Origin of the sequence: Dokdonia sp. R86516, from assembly GCF_044596715.1 — a bacterium.
In the GTDB taxonomy this organism is placed as follows: Bacteria; Bacteroidota; Bacteroidia; order Flavobacteriales; family Flavobacteriaceae; genus Dokdonia.
Genome location: NZ_CP138998.1, coordinates 1865600 through 1883887 on the forward strand (window position 1 = coordinate 1865600; position 18288 = coordinate 1883887).

Sequence of the window (18288 nt, forward strand, 5' to 3'; positions counted from 1 at the left end):
TCTTTGAAGAGGGGCTAGGGGAGATGTTTTTAAAATCATTTCTCCAACCCCTTCTCAAGCGCTTTCTTAATCCCTTCTAGATTCTCGGTAAACTCCATCATTTGAGAGAGTACTTGTGCCATCTCGTTCTTGTCACCAAAACCTTTGAGTTTATTATTTTTCACAAAGGTTTCTTTCATCGTGTTCCAGCGCTGTTGCTGCGTTTCATCTAGCGCATTTATGAGTTCGCGGTACTTTAAGAGGTTTGCCTCTGCGCTTGAAGTGAGTGTTTGTGACTCACTTTCATAATGTGATAAGAGTAAAGTAGCCAGCTCAGTGTCGTTCATAATGGGAACTACTTTGGCTACTAGTTTGTTCATATCACGGTATGACCCTTGAAGTTTAAATGACGGCTCTGTACGATAAGCATCTTCTTGCGCGGCACTGCGTATGTATTCTGCATTTACCTTGAGTACTGTGTTACGTATGGTGATTACCTTTTCTAGTACTTTTGTATAATCTGCTACCTCTTGCGCGGTGTGATTTCCTTTGAGCTGACTGTCCTGCGTCCCATTTTCTATGCGGTCTATTAAGGTATACACATCTTCAAAATGACTACTACTTAACTGTTGCAGTAGCGGATTTGCAGTGAGCGAATTCTCAATAAGACTCAATTTAAATAGATGTTCCGTATCTCCTATAATATCTCCCAGGTTATAAATATCTGCCCTGTTTGCAAGCATATCTGGTATACGGAATTTCTCTCCACTCTCTGTATATGGGTTACCCGCCATTATCACACAGAATTTCTTGCTACGTAGGTCATAGGTTTTTGACTTCCCGTTGTACACACCCTCTATCTTACGTGTACCGTCAGATAAGGAGATGAATTTCTGTAAAAACTCAGGATTACAGTGCTGTATATCGTCTAGATATAGCATCACATTATTCCCCATCTCAAAAGCGACGTTGAGTTTTTTGAGCTCTTCACGAGCAGCGCTATTTGTAGCACTTTCTGGATCTACAGACGTAACTTCGTGACCTATCGCTGGGCCGTTAATTTTCACAAAAACGAGCCCTAGACGGTTTGCGATATATTCCATCAGGGTGGTTTTTCCGTATCCTGGTGGAGAGATGAGGAGCAACATACCCATACGGTCGGTACGTTTGTTATCGCCCACGGTTCCTAATTGCTTTGCAAGGTTATCACCAAACAATGGAAAATACACTTGGTCAATCAGCTTGTTACGCACAAAGGATGTAAGCACCCTTGGTTTAAATTCGTCCAGTTTTAAAGCTTCTTTTAACTCTTCAGTAACCGTGTGTTTTGCTTTCTTAAAAGTTTCAAATGCGGGTACTTGCTCTGTTACAAATAAGTTGAGCCTAGCTGTAAAGTCGTGGTAGTTAAAGTTGAAAACACCTTCGGTTATCGTGCTGTGATCACCGCTTAAGCCAGTGATTTTCTCATTTGGAGAAGCCGCTTTTGTTTTTAAAACCGACTCATCTTCAAAGAGTAGTAAACACACCACTTCATCTACGTAGCGCACATCGGTTATGCTTTCTTTGGTGCGTACAAATGCCGTCACCCACTGTTTTACGAGCTGCACTTTCCCTTTTAAGCTAGGGAGTGACTCATAACTTTTCTTAAACTTAAGGTCTGCCTGTTGTTGTTTTAACGCTTTCGCGAAAGCGTCTTTTAAACGCACCGCAACACTACTACGCACAAACTCTGTGTCGCCTTGAAGCTCATCAAAGATGTAGGTCGCAATGGTTTGACTTAACTCGGGTAAGAAAAGGGATTCCGCTTTCGCGAAAGCGTGTATCTCCTCACTTAAAGTCTCAACGATAAATTGGTACTCCTTTGCATCTGGAAAAAACTGCAACACCTCTCCCGAAGCCTTTATAGACTGATTAAGCGTTTTTTGGGTACTTGGGTCAATGCTGTTCCAGAAATACTGTGCATATGCTCTAATTTCTGGGGCGTACGTGAGCAGTCCCAGCTCGTTGTGTTTGTGTACGAGTACCTTTAAAATTTTAGTCGCGTCTACATCGTGTACCCCTTTTACATAGCCCTCTGCATAATCATTGCGGCTTTCTTCTTGCACTATCCCAAGTAGCGTGTCATCACCAGCTTCTAGTAGGATGTGCTTGTCTAGTTTATTAAATAATTTATAAGCTAGGTAGGCACTGCGGTATACCTCGCTAGTTTCTGATACAAATTCTTGATCCCAGATGTGGCGAGAGGCGAGAAGGGTCTCGTTTGAGAGTTCTTGGTAGAAATCGGTGCCTGTGAGGTGATAGTTAAGTGCCCCATCTTTAAGCACGATAGTGAGGTCAAGCGGTTGCTTGTTTACACCAAATTTATGCTTACCAAGTCGTATTACCGTATCTCCATCTTCATAGAGATCTAGTTTGTCTTTGAGCTTGCGCAGCGCATCTTCACGGGCTGTTTTAAGTCCAGTCTCAATCTCTTCTGCCTTTCCGGTATCTTCTTGCTCTTTAAGTTGCTGTATGATATCACGCACCTTATTAATCATAAGGTCTGCGGCAAAATATCCGTTTATTTCCGAAGCTGTTTTAAAGCTTTCGGCTTTTTTACGTACGCCTTTCAAGATACGTTCTGAGGCATTTTTTAATGCCATTGCCTTTTTATTGCGCTTCTCTATAAGTGCATTTTTACGTGCTTCAAAAGCTCCGTACACTTCCTCGCGCTTTTCAATAATGAGTGTGATAAACTCATCCCAGTCTGCAAACTTTCCTTCTAGCTCTTCTAGCTGGATAGAGATTTTAGTTTGGAACTCATCACACTTTTCTGGCGTGGTGGCAATATCTAGGTAGTTTATGATACTTTGATCAATTAACTTAAGTTGGGCAGCAAAGTCGGCTTGTGCCTCTGCACTTCCCAGTGATTTTTTCTTATTCTTAATCCCAGCCTTTAACTGATTGATAGTTGCAAAAATGAGCGAGATATCATCAATTATCTTAGTAGAGTGGGAGGTGTCTTCTATATCAAGATTTGAAACAATGTCGATAAGTAACTCAAGATCTGTTGCAATCTGGTTTACTTCTTCTTCGAGTTTTTTGGCTTCAATGACTTTCTTGATGCCATCCATCACCTGTTTCTTTTCGGCTACGGCATCGTGATATGGTTTTAACGCTTTGTCATCTAGTAAGAACTGTACACACTTCTCAGAAATTTTTTGTGTTTGCACAGCAATTTCTTCCTCTAGCGTTTTCACGAAAGTGGGATCTACATAGCGTATGTCATTAAGCGAGATGGTCTCTCCACGTAATGATCGCAACTGCGTGAGCAGCGCCACAAAATCATTAATAGACTTAAAAGAGGTGCTTTTTATTTTGCCAAAAATCTCAGAGGCTTTGGTCTCAACTTCTTTAGTTTGTTTGGCAGCGTTGCGCTTGAGCTGTACTACTTTTTGAAACTCATCTATAGCAGCATTTGCAGCTCCATTTATTTCTGCAAGTGGTACGTTGAGTTGCTTGGTTTCGGCTTCTGGAAGCCAGTAGTAAGCATCAAGTATATCTTTTGAGAACTTAGCAATATCGCTATACAGTCCGTCGTAATTATCTTCTTTGTTGAGCAGTGTGATGAGGCTATTAACCTCTGCCATCGCTTTTACAATATCTTTGTTTCCTATTTTATAAAGCAACGTGTCTTCGTGCTGAGAAGGCATATAGTCACCCTTTAAAAATGGGGTTTGCCAGATCTGTATCACGTGATGCTTAGTCTGCTCATTTTCGGTTCTAAAATAGCATAGCTGCCCATCTTGCAATACGGTAAAACCATTACAGATAATAGGAGTTTTTATCTCTTGAGTAATCACATTATATGACATCAAGTTGTACAGCGCCTCTTCTGGCGAGTAAAAGACATATAAAAAGTCCTCCCCGTTAGGCGAACTCACCTTCTGCTGAAATTTTACATTAGGGATGGCATTATCAAAAATGTTGTATTCTCCTGTTTGAAGATAGTAGCCTGTTGGGAAAATGATACCTTGATCATCTGGAAGTAAGACACAAGTGTCCTTTACACTCTGTATTTTTTGAACTTCCTTTAGTTTGTTGTTAAATACAAAATAGCGAGGCTCTTCTTGAAAGGGTTTAATTTCCAGCGCAAGTAGGTTACCCAGATCTGCATAGCGATACTGACCATCATCTAGTGTCTGGTCTATAAGCTCTACCGGCTCATCTAGTATTCCTTTACCTTGGTCTGTATTATCTTCTATTTTTATGGTAAGATCACCACCTATAGTCTCTACAAACACCTTATCTAAAATAGATACGTGAGCGTGCTCACCATAACGGTGCATATCACGCGTAGCTTCTTGCCACTTAAAATCGTGTTGCTGTGGGAAGCGATACTCGTGCTCACTACGGTTATCTACATACTGTAGCGTATCTTCTTTTATGAGCCACTTAAATGTTTTAATATCTGTAACACTATCACTAAGCTGAAATACCATATACAGGTAGTTACCTATAATCGCAAACTTTGAAAAGATGGTATTACGGTAATACTTGTACAGGTTTGCAAAGTCTAGTAGAAAAGTGTCGTCTTGTAAAAGTGAAAGATCACGAGGTTCAAAACGATTGTCTTTAAACTCATAGGCACTAAAAACATCTCCTAGGTGTATGTCTGTGCGTAGTCCAAAATGCACATTGTAACCAAACAAACACAAGTTTTTAAGCGATACAATATCACGAGCAATACAGTTATTTTCTGTATTGATACGGTCATTTGCAATGAGCTTTGTTTCTAGTGAACCAAAAACATTTTTACGCTCCTCGTTAAGTTCTTGTAACCGCTTTTGTAAGTCGGTTTTTTGTTTTTGCAGTCTACCTTGTATAATCTCATAGGTGCCGCCGTCAAGAGTTTGCGTTGCTTTAGGTTGTATATCTGGAGTTTCGTTTGCCATAGGTGCCGTTGGGCTTTTAAAAGTTTTGGATGTCAATCAAAATAATGTTAGGCTCCTTATAATTAATTATAGGAATTTTTAGCCCAAGCGGGCCTACGTTCATAAGCTTTCCTAATCTCTTCTTCTGTTGGCTTTTCGCTGAAACCAACATCTTCCATATTCAAAGTCTTTTCCGCAATGGAGTTGATAGAAAGTGATGCTCTAGTTCCGTCTATGATGAAACTACCATTAAACTGGTTATTTATAGTAAGAATTTCCTTTTGGAGAAGCCCACTTATTACTGCGTCATCAATTGGGACGTTTAGGGCGGTTTGTTGATTTAATAGAAATTCCCTGAGAACAGCTTGCTCTTTCAGATCAAGTTTTTTCAAACTTTTTTCAAACTTTCTTTTTAATCTTATATTCCTAAGCGAGAGGTTTAAATATTTAAAAATCCAAATGATAATATTTATAATAAATAATCCTGTGGATAGTAGGAATATCAATCCAATCCATTGACCATAATCATTATTTATTTTATCAAGATGTATGTTTTTTAAAACTGTCTCATCAGCAAATAACAAAAATGATGTCACTAGCGAAAACAATAAAAAAAACTTTGTAGGTAATTTCGATAGGTCAAAAAGTGCTTTAATATTCTCCAATAGTTATAGGATTAAGTTTTGTTTAATTTTCGCGAAAGCGTAAAAACAACCAGCAGCTTGCCATCTCACTGGGTGCAAGCTGCCGTTGTTTACTGAGTTTTATTTCAGTTTCTTATCAGATAATCCTAATCCTTTTGCAAGGTTAAATAGGTTGCTGAATAAGGTTTGCTCATCGCTGTCTGAAGATTTAGATTTTAAATCCATCAGTAAGTTTGCAATGGTCACATTTTTAAGATCCTCAGAAGAGATGCCGTACTTATCTGCAAATTCTTTTACTTTTTCAAGCAAGTTTCCTTTTACATCATCACTACCTAAAATGGCATCTTTTACCTCTGTCACCGTTTCTGAGTGGTGTACGAGTCTGTCATAACCTTTGGCCTTTGTAATTTGCCCTATAATCTGGTCAAAGAACATAGTCTCACCACCTACAATATCAATATTTGCAGCTTTAAGAGCATCGCCTATAACTTGTGCTTGCGCATCTGCAATATCTTTCTGGATATTAATTTCTGCAAGATCTACTTGAAGTTCTTTATCAAGACGTAGTTTAAACTCTTCGTGTTCTTTACCTACACCGTCAAGTTTCTTCATAGCATTTGCTTTCTCTTCGATACCTGCGGCATCTGCAAGGGCTTTCTCTTTAATTACATCTGCCTCTGCAAGACCATCTTTACGTTTTGCCTCTGCTTTTGCTTCAATTCCGGCAGCTTCTGCAAGTGCCTTTTTCTCGATAACGGTTGCCTCAACAATACCTTGACGCTCGTTTGCATCTGCCTTAGCGTGCATTACTTGTGCCTCAGACATACCCACGGTTGCTTCTTCCTTAGCTTGTGCTTCGGCAAGAATTTTACGTGCATCTGCCTCTTTCTCACTTGCTTCTTTATGCGCTAGTGCTTCGATATTAATTTCTTCGGCTTTTTGTTTTGCAGCTTCTTTTGATGCTTCGGCTGCTTTTATGGTCTTAATAAGATCTTCTTGAGCTGCTGCCTCTGCATTTGTAATTGCTACTTGCTTAGAACGGTCTGCAGTTTTGAAAGCCTCAATATCTTTCATATTTTCTTGCTCCTCTACCACACCTTTCTCTAGCATCACGCGGTCGCGTATCACATCTTGAATGTTCTTTTTCTCAACTTCAACAACTTTTTCCTTTTCGATTTGAGCCAGTGTCACTACGCGCTCTCTCTCGGTAAGTTCTAGCATACGGTCTTTCTCCACACGCTCTGTCTCCACCTTGTCTGTACGTTGCTTGTTTTTCTCAGCTACGATGATCTGGCGTTGCATATTTTCTTCGGCTACTTTTACTTTTTCTTCGGTAGCAATGCGAGCTGTTTCAGACTTGAGACGCTCTTCTTCGGCAACTTTAAGAATCTCTGCCTCTTCACGAGATTTTATGTTTGAGATTTCACGTTTTTGCTGTTCTTCTTTTTCGGCGAGTTGCTTATCTAGTTCTAGTATCGCCTCGCGTGCCTCTACATCTTGCTTGCGTATTACTTTCTCCTCATCACGTTTAATAAGGTTTGCCTTGATGTTTTGTGCAGCTGTAAGATCTGTGATTTTCTTAATACCTTCTGCATCAAGTATGTTATCTGCTTTAAGATGTGTGACTGCAGTTTGCTCTAGGTAATCTATCGCACAATCTTCAAGAGTATATCCATTAAGATCTGTACCTATAATGTCTACAATCTCATCACGAAACTCACGACGAGCCTCATAAAGCTGTATAAAGTCAAACTTTTTACCCACGGTTTTAAGCGCTTCAGAAAATTTTGCCTCAAAAAGCTCTTCTAGCGTTTCTTGACGTGATGCACGTTGCACACCTATGGTTTGAGCTACTTTCTTAATGTACTCAACTTCATTATTTACACGTACAAAGAAGGCTACCTTGATATCTGCACGCATATTGTCTTTACAAATAAGACCCTCTGATGCAAGACGCTCAATCTGGATTTTCTTTACAGAAATATCCATTACTTCTACTCGGTGAAAGACAGGAACCACATAGAGCCCTTTATCTGTCGCTACTTTTGTCCCGCCAAAACCTGTACGAACCAAGGCTTGACCTTGATGTACCTTTTTGTAGAACATCGCGATGATGAGGAAGTAAATAACAATGAGTGCCACAATACCCACAACAAGGGCGATGGCGATAGATGGTAGGTTTTCCATAAAATTGATGATTTTTGTTTTTGGTTGATTATGAATGTGCGTTTACACGCTTAATTAATATTTGCTGACTAAAAAGTAATTTTTATCTGGTGACTGTTTGATGATGAGTACGCTTTCGCGAAAGCGTATTTCTGACCCATCTAGTGATTTTACATAAATACTCATAGGGTTGCCATCTGCTAGTACCTCTGCATTACCCATCTTATCTCCAGAAATGGTAGATAGCAACACTGCGTTACGACCTAAAAAGTCTGTAGCTTTATCGCCATCTTTATTCAAGTTTTTAAAAAACGACTTAAATGGAGTGGTAAATATCTTAGTAAGGAACAAAGCAGGGATCATACAGCTCAACATAAGTATGTAACCAAAACTAGTTGCATAGCTACCGGTAATACTTGTGGTTACTAGGGTGCAAAGCCACCATAAAAATACCCATACCGTAAAGGTAAACATAAATGGAAGACCTACAAAGTTGAAGTAAATTAAAAATACTTGCCACCACTTAAGCGGTTTACGTCTTTTATTTACAACGTGTGACCTGTCTACCTCTGCACTTGAGACATCTTCAAAATCCATACTACCAGAGTCTACGGTGTTGATGTCAAAATCTGCATCTACATCTACATCGAGATCTATGTCGATGTCCATATCGTAGTCAAAATCAATACCGCTCACCGAGGTAAGCACCCAGTAAATGATCAAGAGTATCAATAAGACGCTCAAGATGATATTAACTTCTGAAAATATGAGATTTATAAAGTTGTCCAATGGTTGGTGGTTTTAAGGTTTATGATGGCTAGGCGTTGTCTTTACCTAGCCCTAATTGTTCTTTAAGTTTTGCAAGCTCGTCATCTACTTTCTCCTCGCTAGTATCTGCAGCGGCGTTTATCTCATCATCTATACTTTTATTAGTATCTGCGATGTCTCCATAAGCCTCTGCAAGTGCTTCTTCTTGCGCTACTTTTTCTTTCATTCGTTCTAGCATACTCACGGTACCAGTGTTATCTAGTGCAGCCATTTGCTTGTTTACATTCTTAGTAGCATCGCTCACTTTTACACGTGCCTTGAGCGTTTTAAGCTCGTTCTCCCAGTTGCTTATGTTATCTTTAATAGTCTGGATAGTGCCTTGTAGTTGTGCTACATTACCTTCAAATTTTGAGGTATCCTCACCAGCGCGTGTAGCGTGTGACTGTGCTTCTTCTTTTTTGGCCAGGGCTTCTTTAGCTAGTCTGTCTGCATCTGTCGCATCCATAGATCCTGCGTGAGCTTTTTTAAGAATAGCGATGGCTTTGCTCTCGTAGTCTTTTGCTTTTGCATCGTGCTCGTCACGCTCGTTTTTTGCGCGTATGGCCATTGCTTTTACTTGTGCCATTGCTTCTACACTTTTGGCAAGGTCTTCTTTCATATCTCGTATTCCTTGCTCTGTCATCTTGATAGGATCTTCCATATTATCTATAGATGCATTTGCCTCTGCTTGTCCTATTTTAAAAAGTCGTTTAAATATGTTCATAATGTCGTTTTTTAATATTTTGAAAATTCTATAATCTGTTCTGAGTACTCACTCATAAGTAAACTCAGGGAGTTCAAGCTACCCTCTAGCTCGTTGAGGTCAAGATTTTCTATCTGAAGGGTATCTCTAAAGATGACCTTTTTACCAGTATCATCTAGTACAAAAGCGCCGTGTATGATATCTCGGTTTTTTTGCAGCAGACTTTTAAAAATCTTTTCTGACTGGTTATTGATGGTAAAAATAAATTGCTCGATAATTAGAATAGGAGGAGCAATGCCCAGAATCAGGTTTTTGATACCTGAGTTTTCCTTTTGTACAACCATAATACCATCTGCCGTATTTTCTGTAGTGATATTAAAGTTGAGTTCTAATAAAAAATCTCGAGTAATTGTAAAGTGGTTCTTCATAAAGAGTGTTAATGTTGTGTTCCAATACATTGGAAGGTTAATAATACGAAAACTTGTCTCTGTAAATACCCAATTGTTTATAAGTGGCTCAGGATGTAAATAATTAAAGTGGTCATAATGTTTGATTTTTGATTGATGAATGTTTGATGATGCTATTACGCTTTCGCGAAAAAGCTAAATAAATTAGCATAAGTGAATTCTTTTTGCTAAAATTGTTAGGTAAATATACAAACAATTTTATCATTTGCAAATAAAATTAGCAAAATATGTCATTCTTTGGTAAAAACATTCGAAAAATAAGAACCGTAAAGACGCTTAGTCAGCAGTCGTTTGCAGAGCTCTTTGACCTGAAAAGAGGGACGTTAGGGGCTTATGAGGAGGGCAGGAGTGAACCTAAAATAGATACGGTAATTAAAATTGCTAATTATTTTAGCATTCCTATAGATGACTTGCTCACAAAAGAGCTTACCGTAAATAGTTTGCTCAAATTTAAAGCAGACCTTACTACAGATCACGAGCAGATTACAAAAGAAACCTTTGCTACAATACCTTGCATCACCCCAAAAAACACAAATGACTATCTACTATATAATGACAGGGAAGCTTTTGTAGCAGATATGCCTGTCTTACAACTACCCGTAAACCCAGAAAAAGATTTCAGAGCCTTTACGGTAGACAACTTGGAGATGAGTAGTAATGACAAAGGACTCTTCCCAAAAGATATAGTAATAGGTGAGCACATCCCAAAAAACGTTTATAAAAAGCTCAATAATGGACATCTCATTCTAGCCGTTTTTAATGATAGACTAGTATTAAGACGTTGCTATCTCTCTGGAAATACTATTACCCTAAGAGCAGATCATAAAAATATAGACGACCTAGAGTTTCCTATAAAAGAAATTAAAGAACTCTGGCGCATACGCTACGTCTTCTATCACAGAGTGCCAGAACTGGCAGATGGACTAGAAGAAAAGATGGCACTGCTAGAAGCCCAGTTTATGAAAATAAAGGCTGGATTGTAACTCTTGACAATTATACACATAAAAAAATGCTCGATAGTATCGAGCATTTTTTGTGTTGATTGATTGATGTTATTTGTTGTAATTATTCTTTGCTTCTTATAACCCCACCAGAGTAGCTTTTTTTAGGCTTATCTACATTTCTTGGACTACCGTAGTAATTTATGATTCCTCCAGAAGAGGCCTCTGCCTTAAGATCTTGAGAAGCATAAACGTCCATCACGCCTCCAGATGAAGCATCTGCCTTTGCACTCACAGATTTGAGTTGGCTTATTCTCGCTACACCTCCACTAGAAACCGAAGCATCTAGTCGCTCTGCACTACCAGAGATACGAGCCACGCCACCGCTACTTACATCTGTCTCTACATTTTTTGCAGAAACTTGTACGCGCATTGTCCCTCCAGAAGATGCGTCAAATTCAATATCATCTCCAGTAAGTGTTTCCTTTGTAGTGAGACTTGCACCACTATTTACGCTCACATCAGTAAGGTTTTCTGAGTAGGTTACAAACACCTTTTTTGAGGTAGCACTTTTGATATTGTCTTCGCAGTATATTTTAAGCTTCCCGTCTTTTACATAAATTTCGGCAGCGTCTACTAGGTTTTGGTCTGCTTCAAGTATTACGGCGTTTGTGTTTCCTTTTTCTAAAAATACTTCCCAGCCATTTCCAGCGACTACTTCGTCAAAGTCTTCTGTGATGTTCAGATCTTCTGTAACTACATTTCCGTTTCCGCTTATTTGCCCTAGATTAATGTCAAACTGACAAGAGGTGACGAGTAAAGCAGTAAGGATTCCTAAAATTGTTTTGATGAGCGTTGTCATAATGATTGGTTTTTTGGTGATTGGTTCGTTTTTGTTTGATTGATTGTTTTTGATTGATTGATTGATTGTTTTTGATTGATGATGTAAAGATGTAGATAAGTCCGCTTTCGCGAAAGCGTAACCTACCCAACTGTAATAATTTATGACTGAATTGTATAGATTGCTAGTGCAAGCTTATCACCCGTGTGATTTTCCAGCCTTTTGGGGTGTCTTTTAATATGGTAATAAACTTAGATGGTTCTGAGTGGCTGTCTTCTAATAGGTTGTGAAAACTATGTTTTCCTAATGATACAGCGCCAAAACCTCCTATCTCGTGCACCTCGAAGGTGCCCGGAGTAAGCGTTCTCTGTACTTTATTACAAATATTCTCCTTGAGAGCCTTCATATACTCTGTTTTGCTAGTAGAAAGTCCACCCTTGTCGTGATAAAACTCAAGATCTTCTGAGATGAGAGCTTCGTGAGTTGCGAGGTCACAATTATTATACGAGTCAAAAAGCGCAGTATCTGTAGCTAGAATCTCCTTATAAAGTTTGCTATCCTCAGACACCTGCGCCACTCCGATCAAGGGGAGCAGCAACAGGATCCAAAGAAGATTGGTTGGGTTTTTCATAGTGAAGAAAATCTACTATATTTTGCCAATAACAAACGGTTTACTTGTAGTTTTACGATAATCTCTTACAAACCCAGTTTTGTAATTTTTAAGATTAGATGTCCATTTGGTAAGCTTACCGTTATAGCCATCATTACATTCTACCGATAGCGTTAAACTTTTGATTACTCCATTTTGATAAAAAGATGATTGAGAGAAGTCTATATCAATATTTTTTGCATCTTTAAGTTGCTTTCGAGCACTAGCTAATTGTTTTCTCGTAGTCTTTTCAGTGATCCTGAAGTAGACTACATTCTCACTTATATTTAAGCCCTTGATTTCTGTAATTTCTGTAAATTCTGGAGCATTTTCTCCTTCTTCATAACTGCGTTCTTCCCAAGAATCATTACCAGATTGCTCCCAAGAGTTATCATCATCATTGTAATCATAACTGCGATCTTCTGGACAGCCGGCACACAGAAGCTTGCCATTACCTACGGTAAGGTATTGCTCTTCTGTTCCATTATCTAGTATGTCACGGTACCTACTATTATTGCGGTGGTATGAGTACGTATTTTCATCTGCAATGAGGGTAGTTCCTTCTGGAAGGTATACAATCACTTGTACCTCACGATCATTCCAATTACTTAATGATATTTCAGATGATATAGAAGTGAAATAGCTGTCTAAGAATAGCGTTTTATTTTCAAGACCAAATGCATAATTTATACCTCTAGCAATATCCCGAGCCTCATCAAAAGTAAAATGATCTGCTCGTTTTTCTAATTGTACATAAGCAGTACTATCTTTTGTACTCCTCACAATAAGCCTTAGGTCTCGTTCTATCAACATATTTTGACCATCAATATTTGAGATTTTTCTGTTTCCAGATCTTGTTAGGGGAATATCATAACGATCACTCTCTCGCATCTGTATGCGCAGCGTGTCACTTGCTGTTATCGCAAGTTCTGTGCGCTCTACTACTTTACCAGTTTCTGTTTTAGAATACTTAATAGCTTCTTTTACAGAAAATACGCCTATCACTATCGCAGATACGAGCCATAGGCCAAAGAGGCTAAGCTTTGCACTCACCGGCATAGATTTTAGGTTAGAAGAAACAATCTTAAGTCCTAAATAAAACAGGAAGAAGAAAGGTATCCCAACTGCAAATAAGGTGAGAAGAAGTACAAGCCAGATAGGCAGTCCTGTCTCATTATTTACCCACGGTAAATCGGCTAGATTAGGGGTGAAAATATCTACTACACCACCTGTCAAGAAGGTGATAAGTAAAGAGATAACTACGGTAGCTCCCGTTATAATAAGGAGTACCCCTATAATCTTTGCAAGAACTTTAAAGAAAAACATAATAATCTTACCAATGGTCCCGAAAAAACCTTGAGCTCCTGTTTTTACTTTATTACCATACTTATCATAATCAACACTCTTTACGGTATCAGCCACATTTTCAAATCCTTCTTTTACTTTTTCTGTGATATTGTCAATGTTAACTGCCTTTCCCCGCATTGCGAGTTTATCTGCCGTGGTTTGTGCTTCTGGTACAAAAACCCATAGAGCAAGATAGATAAGTGCTGTACCTCCTAGTGTAAACCAAGTAAGCGCTATAAGTAATACCCAGCCTATACGTACCCATAAAGGATCTATACCTAGATAGTGTCCCATACCGCTAGATACACCGCCTATATAAGCATTATCTGTATCTCTGTAAAAACGGCGTTGTGCGATACGTGGTGCTTGTTTTGATTTTTTTGAGGAGTTGCTGCTAGCTGCAGGCTCATCTTCAAAAATATCGTCATCTACCATATAGTCTTCTGGTTGTCCCATTACAGCAATTACCTCGTCCAGCTCTTGTGAGCCTATTACCTGGCGCTCGTCTTTAATACGCTCAGAAAATAGCTCAGAGATACGAGCTTCTATATCTGCTATAATTTCATCTTCACCTTGCATACCTTCAAAAGAACGTTTGATGGCAGCGAGATATCTCTGTAATTTACCGTAAGCATCCTCATCTATATGAAAAAATACTCCTGCTAAATTTATATTAACTGTCTTGTTCATTTTTTTGTGGTTTTAGTGGATGTAACTACGGCTACTGCTGTCTGTAACTCATCCCAAGTGGTTGAGAGTTCTTTTAAAAATATCTTACCCGTTTCGGTAAGTCCATAATATTTACGTGGTGGACCACTGGTAGATTCTTCCCAGCGATAGTTGAGTAAACCAGCGTTTTTAAGTCTAGTGAGAAGCGGGTAAATTGTACCCTCTACCACCAGCAACTTGGCGTCTTTAAGCGTGCCTAAGATCTCTGCTACATATGCATCTTCGTCTTTTAATACAGAGAGGATACAGTATTCTAGCACGCCTTTTCGCATTTGCGCTTTGGTGTTTTCAATCTTCATAGATTTCCATTTTTAAATACATTAAACTGTTCGTTTTGGTCCTGATTTGGGTCAGGTGATTGATTAATTGTTGTTGCGCTTTCGCGAAAGCGTACATAGTCATACCACTACATTACATAGTAGGTTGCTCTTGAGTTGATGAGTCCTCTTGAGTATCTGGGGTTTCTGCAACGGCAGAAGCTTTAATAAAATTTATAAGAAGCGGAAACTTATAAATGCCTCCTTGTGATGCCTGCACTGCTGCCGAAATTACTGTGATAATCTCTATAAGAAATAATCCTATAGCCAGCACACCTACCACAATGGCAGTGATGAGAAAACCACCTAGATCTGCAAAGTCACTAGGGTCATTTATGTATCCATTGTTAAGCAAGCTAGCGCTTCCTTCACCAGCACTTACTATAAAGTAAATAAAGAACGGAATGCTTATTACCGCCAGCGCAATAAAATATAAAAGTATACTGAGCTGAAAGTTTATGGCATCTCTACCGTGCTTGTCTATAAATAACGAGTTGCGCTTTTGAGCGCTCCATAAAATGAGCGGCGCAATAAAATTTCCAAAAGGAAAAAGGTATTTACAGAAGGTAGAAAGATGTATTAAGGTTCCTACATTTTTGTGATGTGTGGGTATGCTAGTTTCCATAGTCTATTAATGTCTTATGCAAATATATGTCTAAAAAAAGGTACTTTGTTACGCATAGTACTAAATATTAACATTTATTTAAGGAATTAAAACTTATATGTTTTAAGTAGAATAAATAACTAATGTCTTGTAAATACAGTTGTGTTGCGTATTACAGCTTGTGAAAATGTTCTTTTGTCTGAAAATTATAGTTTGCGACTTTTTAAAATTTAACATTTATAGGCCCGCCTTAAATTTGTCCTACTGAAACCAATTCAGGTTTTTTATAATTAAATAGTAATGCAAGTAAGACATATTTTTAAAACCCCCTTATGTATAATAGTCCTATTATTATCTCAGATAGTGTGGTCTCAGGTCGGAGTTAATACTGCTCATCCCACCACAATGCTAGATGTAAATGGTGATTTGCGAGTGCGTAATGCAGCAGCTAGTACATCTACAGATGATGTACCTCTAGTAATTGATAGCCATGGTAATGTAAAGAGGCAACTTAATAGTCTTGTAGGTAACTTTAGAGGTCGCTTAATTTCTGATTATGATTCTAGACTTGCCGGTAATATTGCAAATGATAATGGTATTTATAAGATTAATACTATTACAGAGCTTATTGATTCTGGTAGTGACTTTAACGATGCTACAAGTACATTTGTAGCTCCGCTAGATGGTGTTTATGAAGTGACAATCACGTTGACAGTATCTGGGATATCCACAACAAGTAGTAACTATGTTGCTGGGTTAATGGATGCTGATGGAAAATGGGTAATGCGTTTTTCAATGCCTAGAGAGGAGGTGAACGGAACAGGTGCTGTAGGGAGTGCAAAAACATATACAGGTATTGCAGAGCTTACGGCTGGAGGATCTTACAATTTTGGATTTGCTTCAGGAAATTTTGTGTTACTAGCTAATCCCGTAGGAAATAGTGGTACTGGTATAGGTAGTTACCTTAAAATAGAACTTCTCAACAATTAAAATTTATACATCTTTTCTTAAAAGGTTCTCATTTGGGAACCTTTTTTATTCCCTATTTTTACCGCAAAACAATAGATTATGTCATTCCCCTTACCTGGTAAATTCAATACGTTCACAATGTTTAAGCTGCCATCTGCGTGGCTTACGGGAGTACGTGTAAAAAAACTCTCTCCTAGCTCTTGTACTACTTCTGTAAAACACAGATGGATTAACCAAAACCCTTTTAATAGTATGTTTTGGGCAGTACAAGGTATGGCTGCAGAACTTGCCACAGGTGCACTTGTTATTGCACACATACAAGAAAGCGGTCAGAAAATATCAATGCTTGTTGCAAACAATAATGCAAGCTTTACAAAAAAAGCAACTGGGAGAATACACTTTGTGTGTGATGATGGTCAAGCTATTAAAGAAGCTATAGCAAATGCTGTAGCTACTGGAGAAGGACAAACCTGCTGGATGAAGGCTGTAGGGACAAATAAAGACGGTGTGCAGGTTTCTGAGTTTAACTTTGAGTGGACACTTTTAGTAAAGAAGCCTCGTAAATAATAAGTAACTTCGTTTTCAATAAGTTTTATCTTTAAGTCTATCTGTCTCGCATACTTTGTATAGAGACTAAAATCTAACCCATGAACTTTATCCTTTTTGACGGAAACGTACGCAATCAGCTTTTACCATTTACGTATACAAAACCAGTCGCTGACTTGCGAGTGGGTATAATGACTATACGAGAAAAGTGGGAGTTTGTGCTTGGCTCAACAACATCAACTGTAACAGAAGAGTATCTTTCAGATAAGTGGCCTATGATAGAGCTTGAAGAAAACGTGATGATTAATGCATCATATCTTCCTTCAGACAATTTAGCTGAGATTATTAAAAATTTGTCATCAAAGCAGGTGTTGCTTGATGGAGAGGAAATAATCGCATTTTCAGTACAAGAAGGACAAGAAGTAGACTTTGATACTTATGAGAGCATAGATTATACAGCATCAGATGTTTTAAGAATCGAGCATACTTGGGATATTTTTGCCAAAAACGGTGAAGCAATCACTAGAGATTATGAGATGCTTACCGAGGATAGAGAGTCTCAAGACATTCCGGAGCACGTAATAGCAATAAATAAAGAACAAATATTTATTGAGGAAGGAGCAACAGTTCACTACTCACATCTTAATGCGATAGATGGCCCTATTTATATAGGTAAAGATGCGCAGATTATGGAAGGTGCACTCGTAAGAGGACCTTTTGCAGTATGTGATCACGGAGCTGTAAAAATGGGCGCCAAAATTTATAGCGGCACAACCTTAGGTCCTCATTGTAAAGTAGGAGGAGAGGTAAATAACGCCGTGCTTATGGGGTATTCAAGTAAAGGTCACGATGGCTTTTTAGGCAATAGTGTGCTAGGAGAATGGTGTAACGTAGGTGCAGATTCAAACAACTCAAACCTTAAAAATAATTATGCTCCCGTAAAGTTATGGGATTATGAGACGGGTCGCTTTGCAAATACAGGGCTACAGTTTTGTGGTCTTATGATGGGTGACCACTCTAAGTGTGGTATTAATACAATGTTTAATACCGGTACCGTAGTGGGCGTGGCTTCTAATATTTTTGGGAGTGGTTTTCCACGTAATTTTGTTCCTTCATTTTCTTGGGGAGGTGCTAGTGGCTTTGTAACGCACAAAACAAATAAGGCCTACGAGACGGCAAAAATAGCAATGGCGCGTCGTGATATAGAACTTACAGAACAAGACATCGCTATACTTGATCACGTTTTTGAAGAGACAAAGCAGTACCGTAGAGAGTAATCTGTGATTTGGTATTAATACTTGTGCGGATTAAAACTATTTGTAAAAATTAGATCCCAAGGTATTACAGCTATCGCAAGCACCAATAGTATAAAGGCAATAATTGTCACAATTAGGACCTTACGTCTATAGCGTTTGTTATCTCTACGTATACGTTTACGTATTTCCATAAGTTGATCAAAAGAGGCTTTTTTAGGATCTACCCACTTTTCGTTTACAGTAGATACAAAAGATAGATCACCTCTCTTACGCTTTTGCTTAAGAAGGTTTCTATTGTTTTTTATTACTTGATTTGCTGCAAGAGCTGCTCCACCGAATCCCATATCATTTTCATTTTGGTTACATAGATATGTTGAGGTAATTTATAAAATGTTACATAGCTTGTATGT

At 38.5% G+C, this 18288-nt stretch carries 16 protein-coding genes; 4 read left to right on the forward strand and 12 right to left on the reverse strand.

Going from position 1 to position 18288, the window contains the following annotated elements:
- Positions 1 to 35: 35 nt before the first annotated feature.
- The 6 genes from SJY23_RS08480 to SJY23_RS08505 form a co-directional block, all read right to left on the reverse strand.
- On the reverse strand, positions 36 to 4913 hold the full coding sequence (locus SJY23_RS08480) for a DNA repair ATPase (protein ID WP_396596012.1): 4878 nt from the start codon (positions 4911 to 4913) through the stop codon (positions 36 to 38).
- 62 nt (positions 4914 to 4975) lie between these two features.
- A complete protein-coding gene (locus SJY23_RS08485; RefSeq protein ID WP_396596013.1) occupies positions 4976 to 5557 on the reverse strand; it encodes a super-infection exclusion protein B in 582 nt (193 codons plus the stop codon).
- A 99-nt stretch (positions 5558 to 5656) separates the two neighbouring features.
- A complete protein-coding gene (locus SJY23_RS08490) occupies positions 5657 to 7723 on the reverse strand; it encodes a flotillin family protein (protein ID WP_021778391.1) in 2067 nt (688 codons plus the stop codon).
- Between the two features lie 54 nt (positions 7724 to 7777).
- A complete protein-coding gene (locus SJY23_RS08495; protein WP_396596014.1) occupies positions 7778 to 8491 on the reverse strand; it encodes a hypothetical protein in 714 nt (237 codons plus the stop codon).
- 28 nt (positions 8492 to 8519) lie between these two features.
- Positions 8520 to 9233 (reverse strand): PspA/IM30 family protein, encoded by a 714-nt coding sequence (locus SJY23_RS08500; RefSeq protein ID WP_298347842.1) that lies wholly within the window; start codon positions 9231 to 9233, stop codon positions 8520 to 8522.
- Between the two features lie 11 nt (positions 9234 to 9244).
- A complete protein-coding gene (locus SJY23_RS08505; RefSeq protein WP_035334318.1) occupies positions 9245 to 9640 on the reverse strand; it encodes a hypothetical protein in 396 nt (131 codons plus the stop codon).
- Positions 9641 to 9906: 266 nt separating this feature from the next.
- On the opposite strand from SJY23_RS08505, the gene SJY23_RS08510 reads away from it, so the two are divergent.
- On the forward strand, positions 9907 to 10662 hold the full coding sequence (locus tag SJY23_RS08510; protein ID WP_299150982.1) for a helix-turn-helix domain-containing protein: 756 nt from the start codon (positions 9907 to 9909) through the stop codon (positions 10660 to 10662).
- A gap of 82 nt (positions 10663 to 10744) precedes the next feature.
- Here the strand turns inward: SJY23_RS08510 and SJY23_RS08515 are convergent, their stop codons facing one another.
- The 5 genes from SJY23_RS08515 to SJY23_RS08535 form a co-directional block, all read right to left on the reverse strand.
- Positions 10745 to 11482, reverse strand: coding sequence for a head GIN domain-containing protein (locus SJY23_RS08515; RefSeq protein ID WP_299150981.1), 738 nt, complete (start codon positions 11480 to 11482; stop codon positions 10745 to 10747).
- Positions 11483 to 11645: 163 nt separating this feature from the next.
- Positions 11646 to 12092: a nuclear transport factor 2 family protein gene (locus SJY23_RS08520; protein ID WP_396596015.1), complete on the reverse strand. Its 447-nt coding sequence runs from the start codon at positions 12090 to 12092 to the stop codon at positions 11646 to 11648.
- A gap of 15 nt (positions 12093 to 12107) precedes the next feature.
- Positions 12108 to 14147 (reverse strand): PspC domain-containing protein, encoded by a 2040-nt coding sequence (locus SJY23_RS08525; protein WP_396596016.1) that lies wholly within the window; start codon positions 14145 to 14147, stop codon positions 12108 to 12110.
- Positions 14144 to 14485: a PadR family transcriptional regulator gene (locus tag SJY23_RS08530; RefSeq protein ID WP_021778399.1), complete on the reverse strand. Its 342-nt coding sequence runs from the start codon at positions 14483 to 14485 to the stop codon at positions 14144 to 14146. The genes SJY23_RS08525 and SJY23_RS08530 overlap by 4 nt, the downstream gene beginning before the upstream one ends.
- Positions 14486 to 14597: 112 nt before the next feature.
- On the reverse strand, positions 14598 to 15128 hold the full coding sequence (locus SJY23_RS08535; protein ID WP_021778400.1) for a DUF4870 domain-containing protein: 531 nt from the start codon (positions 15126 to 15128) through the stop codon (positions 14598 to 14600).
- 342 nt (positions 15129 to 15470) lie between these two features.
- Here SJY23_RS08535 and SJY23_RS08540 point away from each other — a divergent pair, with 342 nt between their 5' ends.
- The 3 genes from SJY23_RS08540 (at position 15471) to SJY23_RS08550 (ending at position 17899) form a co-directional block, all read left to right on the forward strand.
- Positions 15471 to 16097: a hypothetical protein gene (locus SJY23_RS08540; protein WP_152023843.1), complete on the forward strand. Its 627-nt coding sequence runs from the start codon at positions 15471 to 15473 to the stop codon at positions 16095 to 16097.
- Between the two features lie 78 nt (positions 16098 to 16175).
- Positions 16176 to 16643: a DUF4442 domain-containing protein gene (locus SJY23_RS08545; RefSeq protein WP_035334313.1), complete on the forward strand. Its 468-nt coding sequence runs from the start codon at positions 16176 to 16178 to the stop codon at positions 16641 to 16643.
- A gap of 80 nt (positions 16644 to 16723) precedes the next feature.
- On the forward strand, positions 16724 to 17899 hold the full coding sequence (locus tag SJY23_RS08550) for a GlmU family protein (protein WP_396596017.1): 1176 nt from the start codon (positions 16724 to 16726) through the stop codon (positions 17897 to 17899).
- 14 nt (positions 17900 to 17913) lie between these two features.
- Here SJY23_RS08550 and SJY23_RS08555 read toward each other — a convergent pair whose 3' ends face one another.
- Positions 17914 to 18222: a hypothetical protein gene (locus tag SJY23_RS08555; protein WP_396596018.1), complete on the reverse strand. Its 309-nt coding sequence runs from the start codon at positions 18220 to 18222 to the stop codon at positions 17914 to 17916.
- Positions 18223 to 18288: the final 66 nt, after the last annotated feature.

Bases quoted from the DNA above. Each gene is read 5' to 3' on its own strand.
- SJY23_RS08550 (WP_396596017.1), top strand. From the start codon at position 16,724: ATGAACTTTATCCTTTTTGACGGAAACGTACGCAATCAGCTTTTACCA.
- SJY23_RS08530 (WP_021778399.1), bottom strand. From the start codon at position 14,485: ATGAAGATTGAAAACACCAAAGCGCAAATGCGAAAAGGCGTGCTAGAA.
- SJY23_RS08505 (WP_035334318.1), bottom strand. From the start codon at position 9,640: ATGAAGAACCACTTTACAATTACTCGAGATTTTTTATTAGAACTCAAC.
- SJY23_RS08515 (WP_299150981.1), bottom strand. From the start codon at position 11,482: ATGACAACGCTCATCAAAACAATTTTAGGAATCCTTACTGCTTTACTC.
- SJY23_RS08555 (WP_396596018.1), bottom strand. From the start codon at position 18,222: ATGGGATTCGGTGGAGCAGCTCTTGCAGCAAATCAAGTAATAAAAAAC.
- SJY23_RS08535 (WP_021778400.1), bottom strand. From the start codon at position 15,128: ATGGAAACTAGCATACCCACACATCACAAAAATGTAGGAACCTTAATA.
- SJY23_RS08525 (WP_396596016.1), bottom strand. From the start codon at position 14,147: ATGAACAAGACAGTTAATATAAATTTAGCAGGAGTATTTTTTCATATA.
- SJY23_RS08510 (WP_299150982.1), top strand. From the start codon at position 9,907: ATGTCATTCTTTGGTAAAAACATTCGAAAAATAAGAACCGTAAAGACG.
- SJY23_RS08480 (WP_396596012.1), bottom strand. From the start codon at position 4,913: ATGGCAAACGAAACTCCAGATATACAACCTAAAGCAACGCAAACTCTT.
- SJY23_RS08500 (WP_298347842.1), bottom strand. From the start codon at position 9,233: ATGAACATATTTAAACGACTTTTTAAAATAGGACAAGCAGAGGCAAAT.
- SJY23_RS08490 (WP_021778391.1), bottom strand. From the start codon at position 7,723: ATGGAAAACCTACCATCTATCGCCATCGCCCTTGTTGTGGGTATTGTG.
- SJY23_RS08520 (WP_396596015.1), bottom strand. From the start codon at position 12,092: ATGAAAAACCCAACCAATCTTCTTTGGATCCTGTTGCTGCTCCCCTTG.
- SJY23_RS08545 (WP_035334313.1), top strand. From the start codon at position 16,176: ATGTCATTCCCCTTACCTGGTAAATTCAATACGTTCACAATGTTTAAG.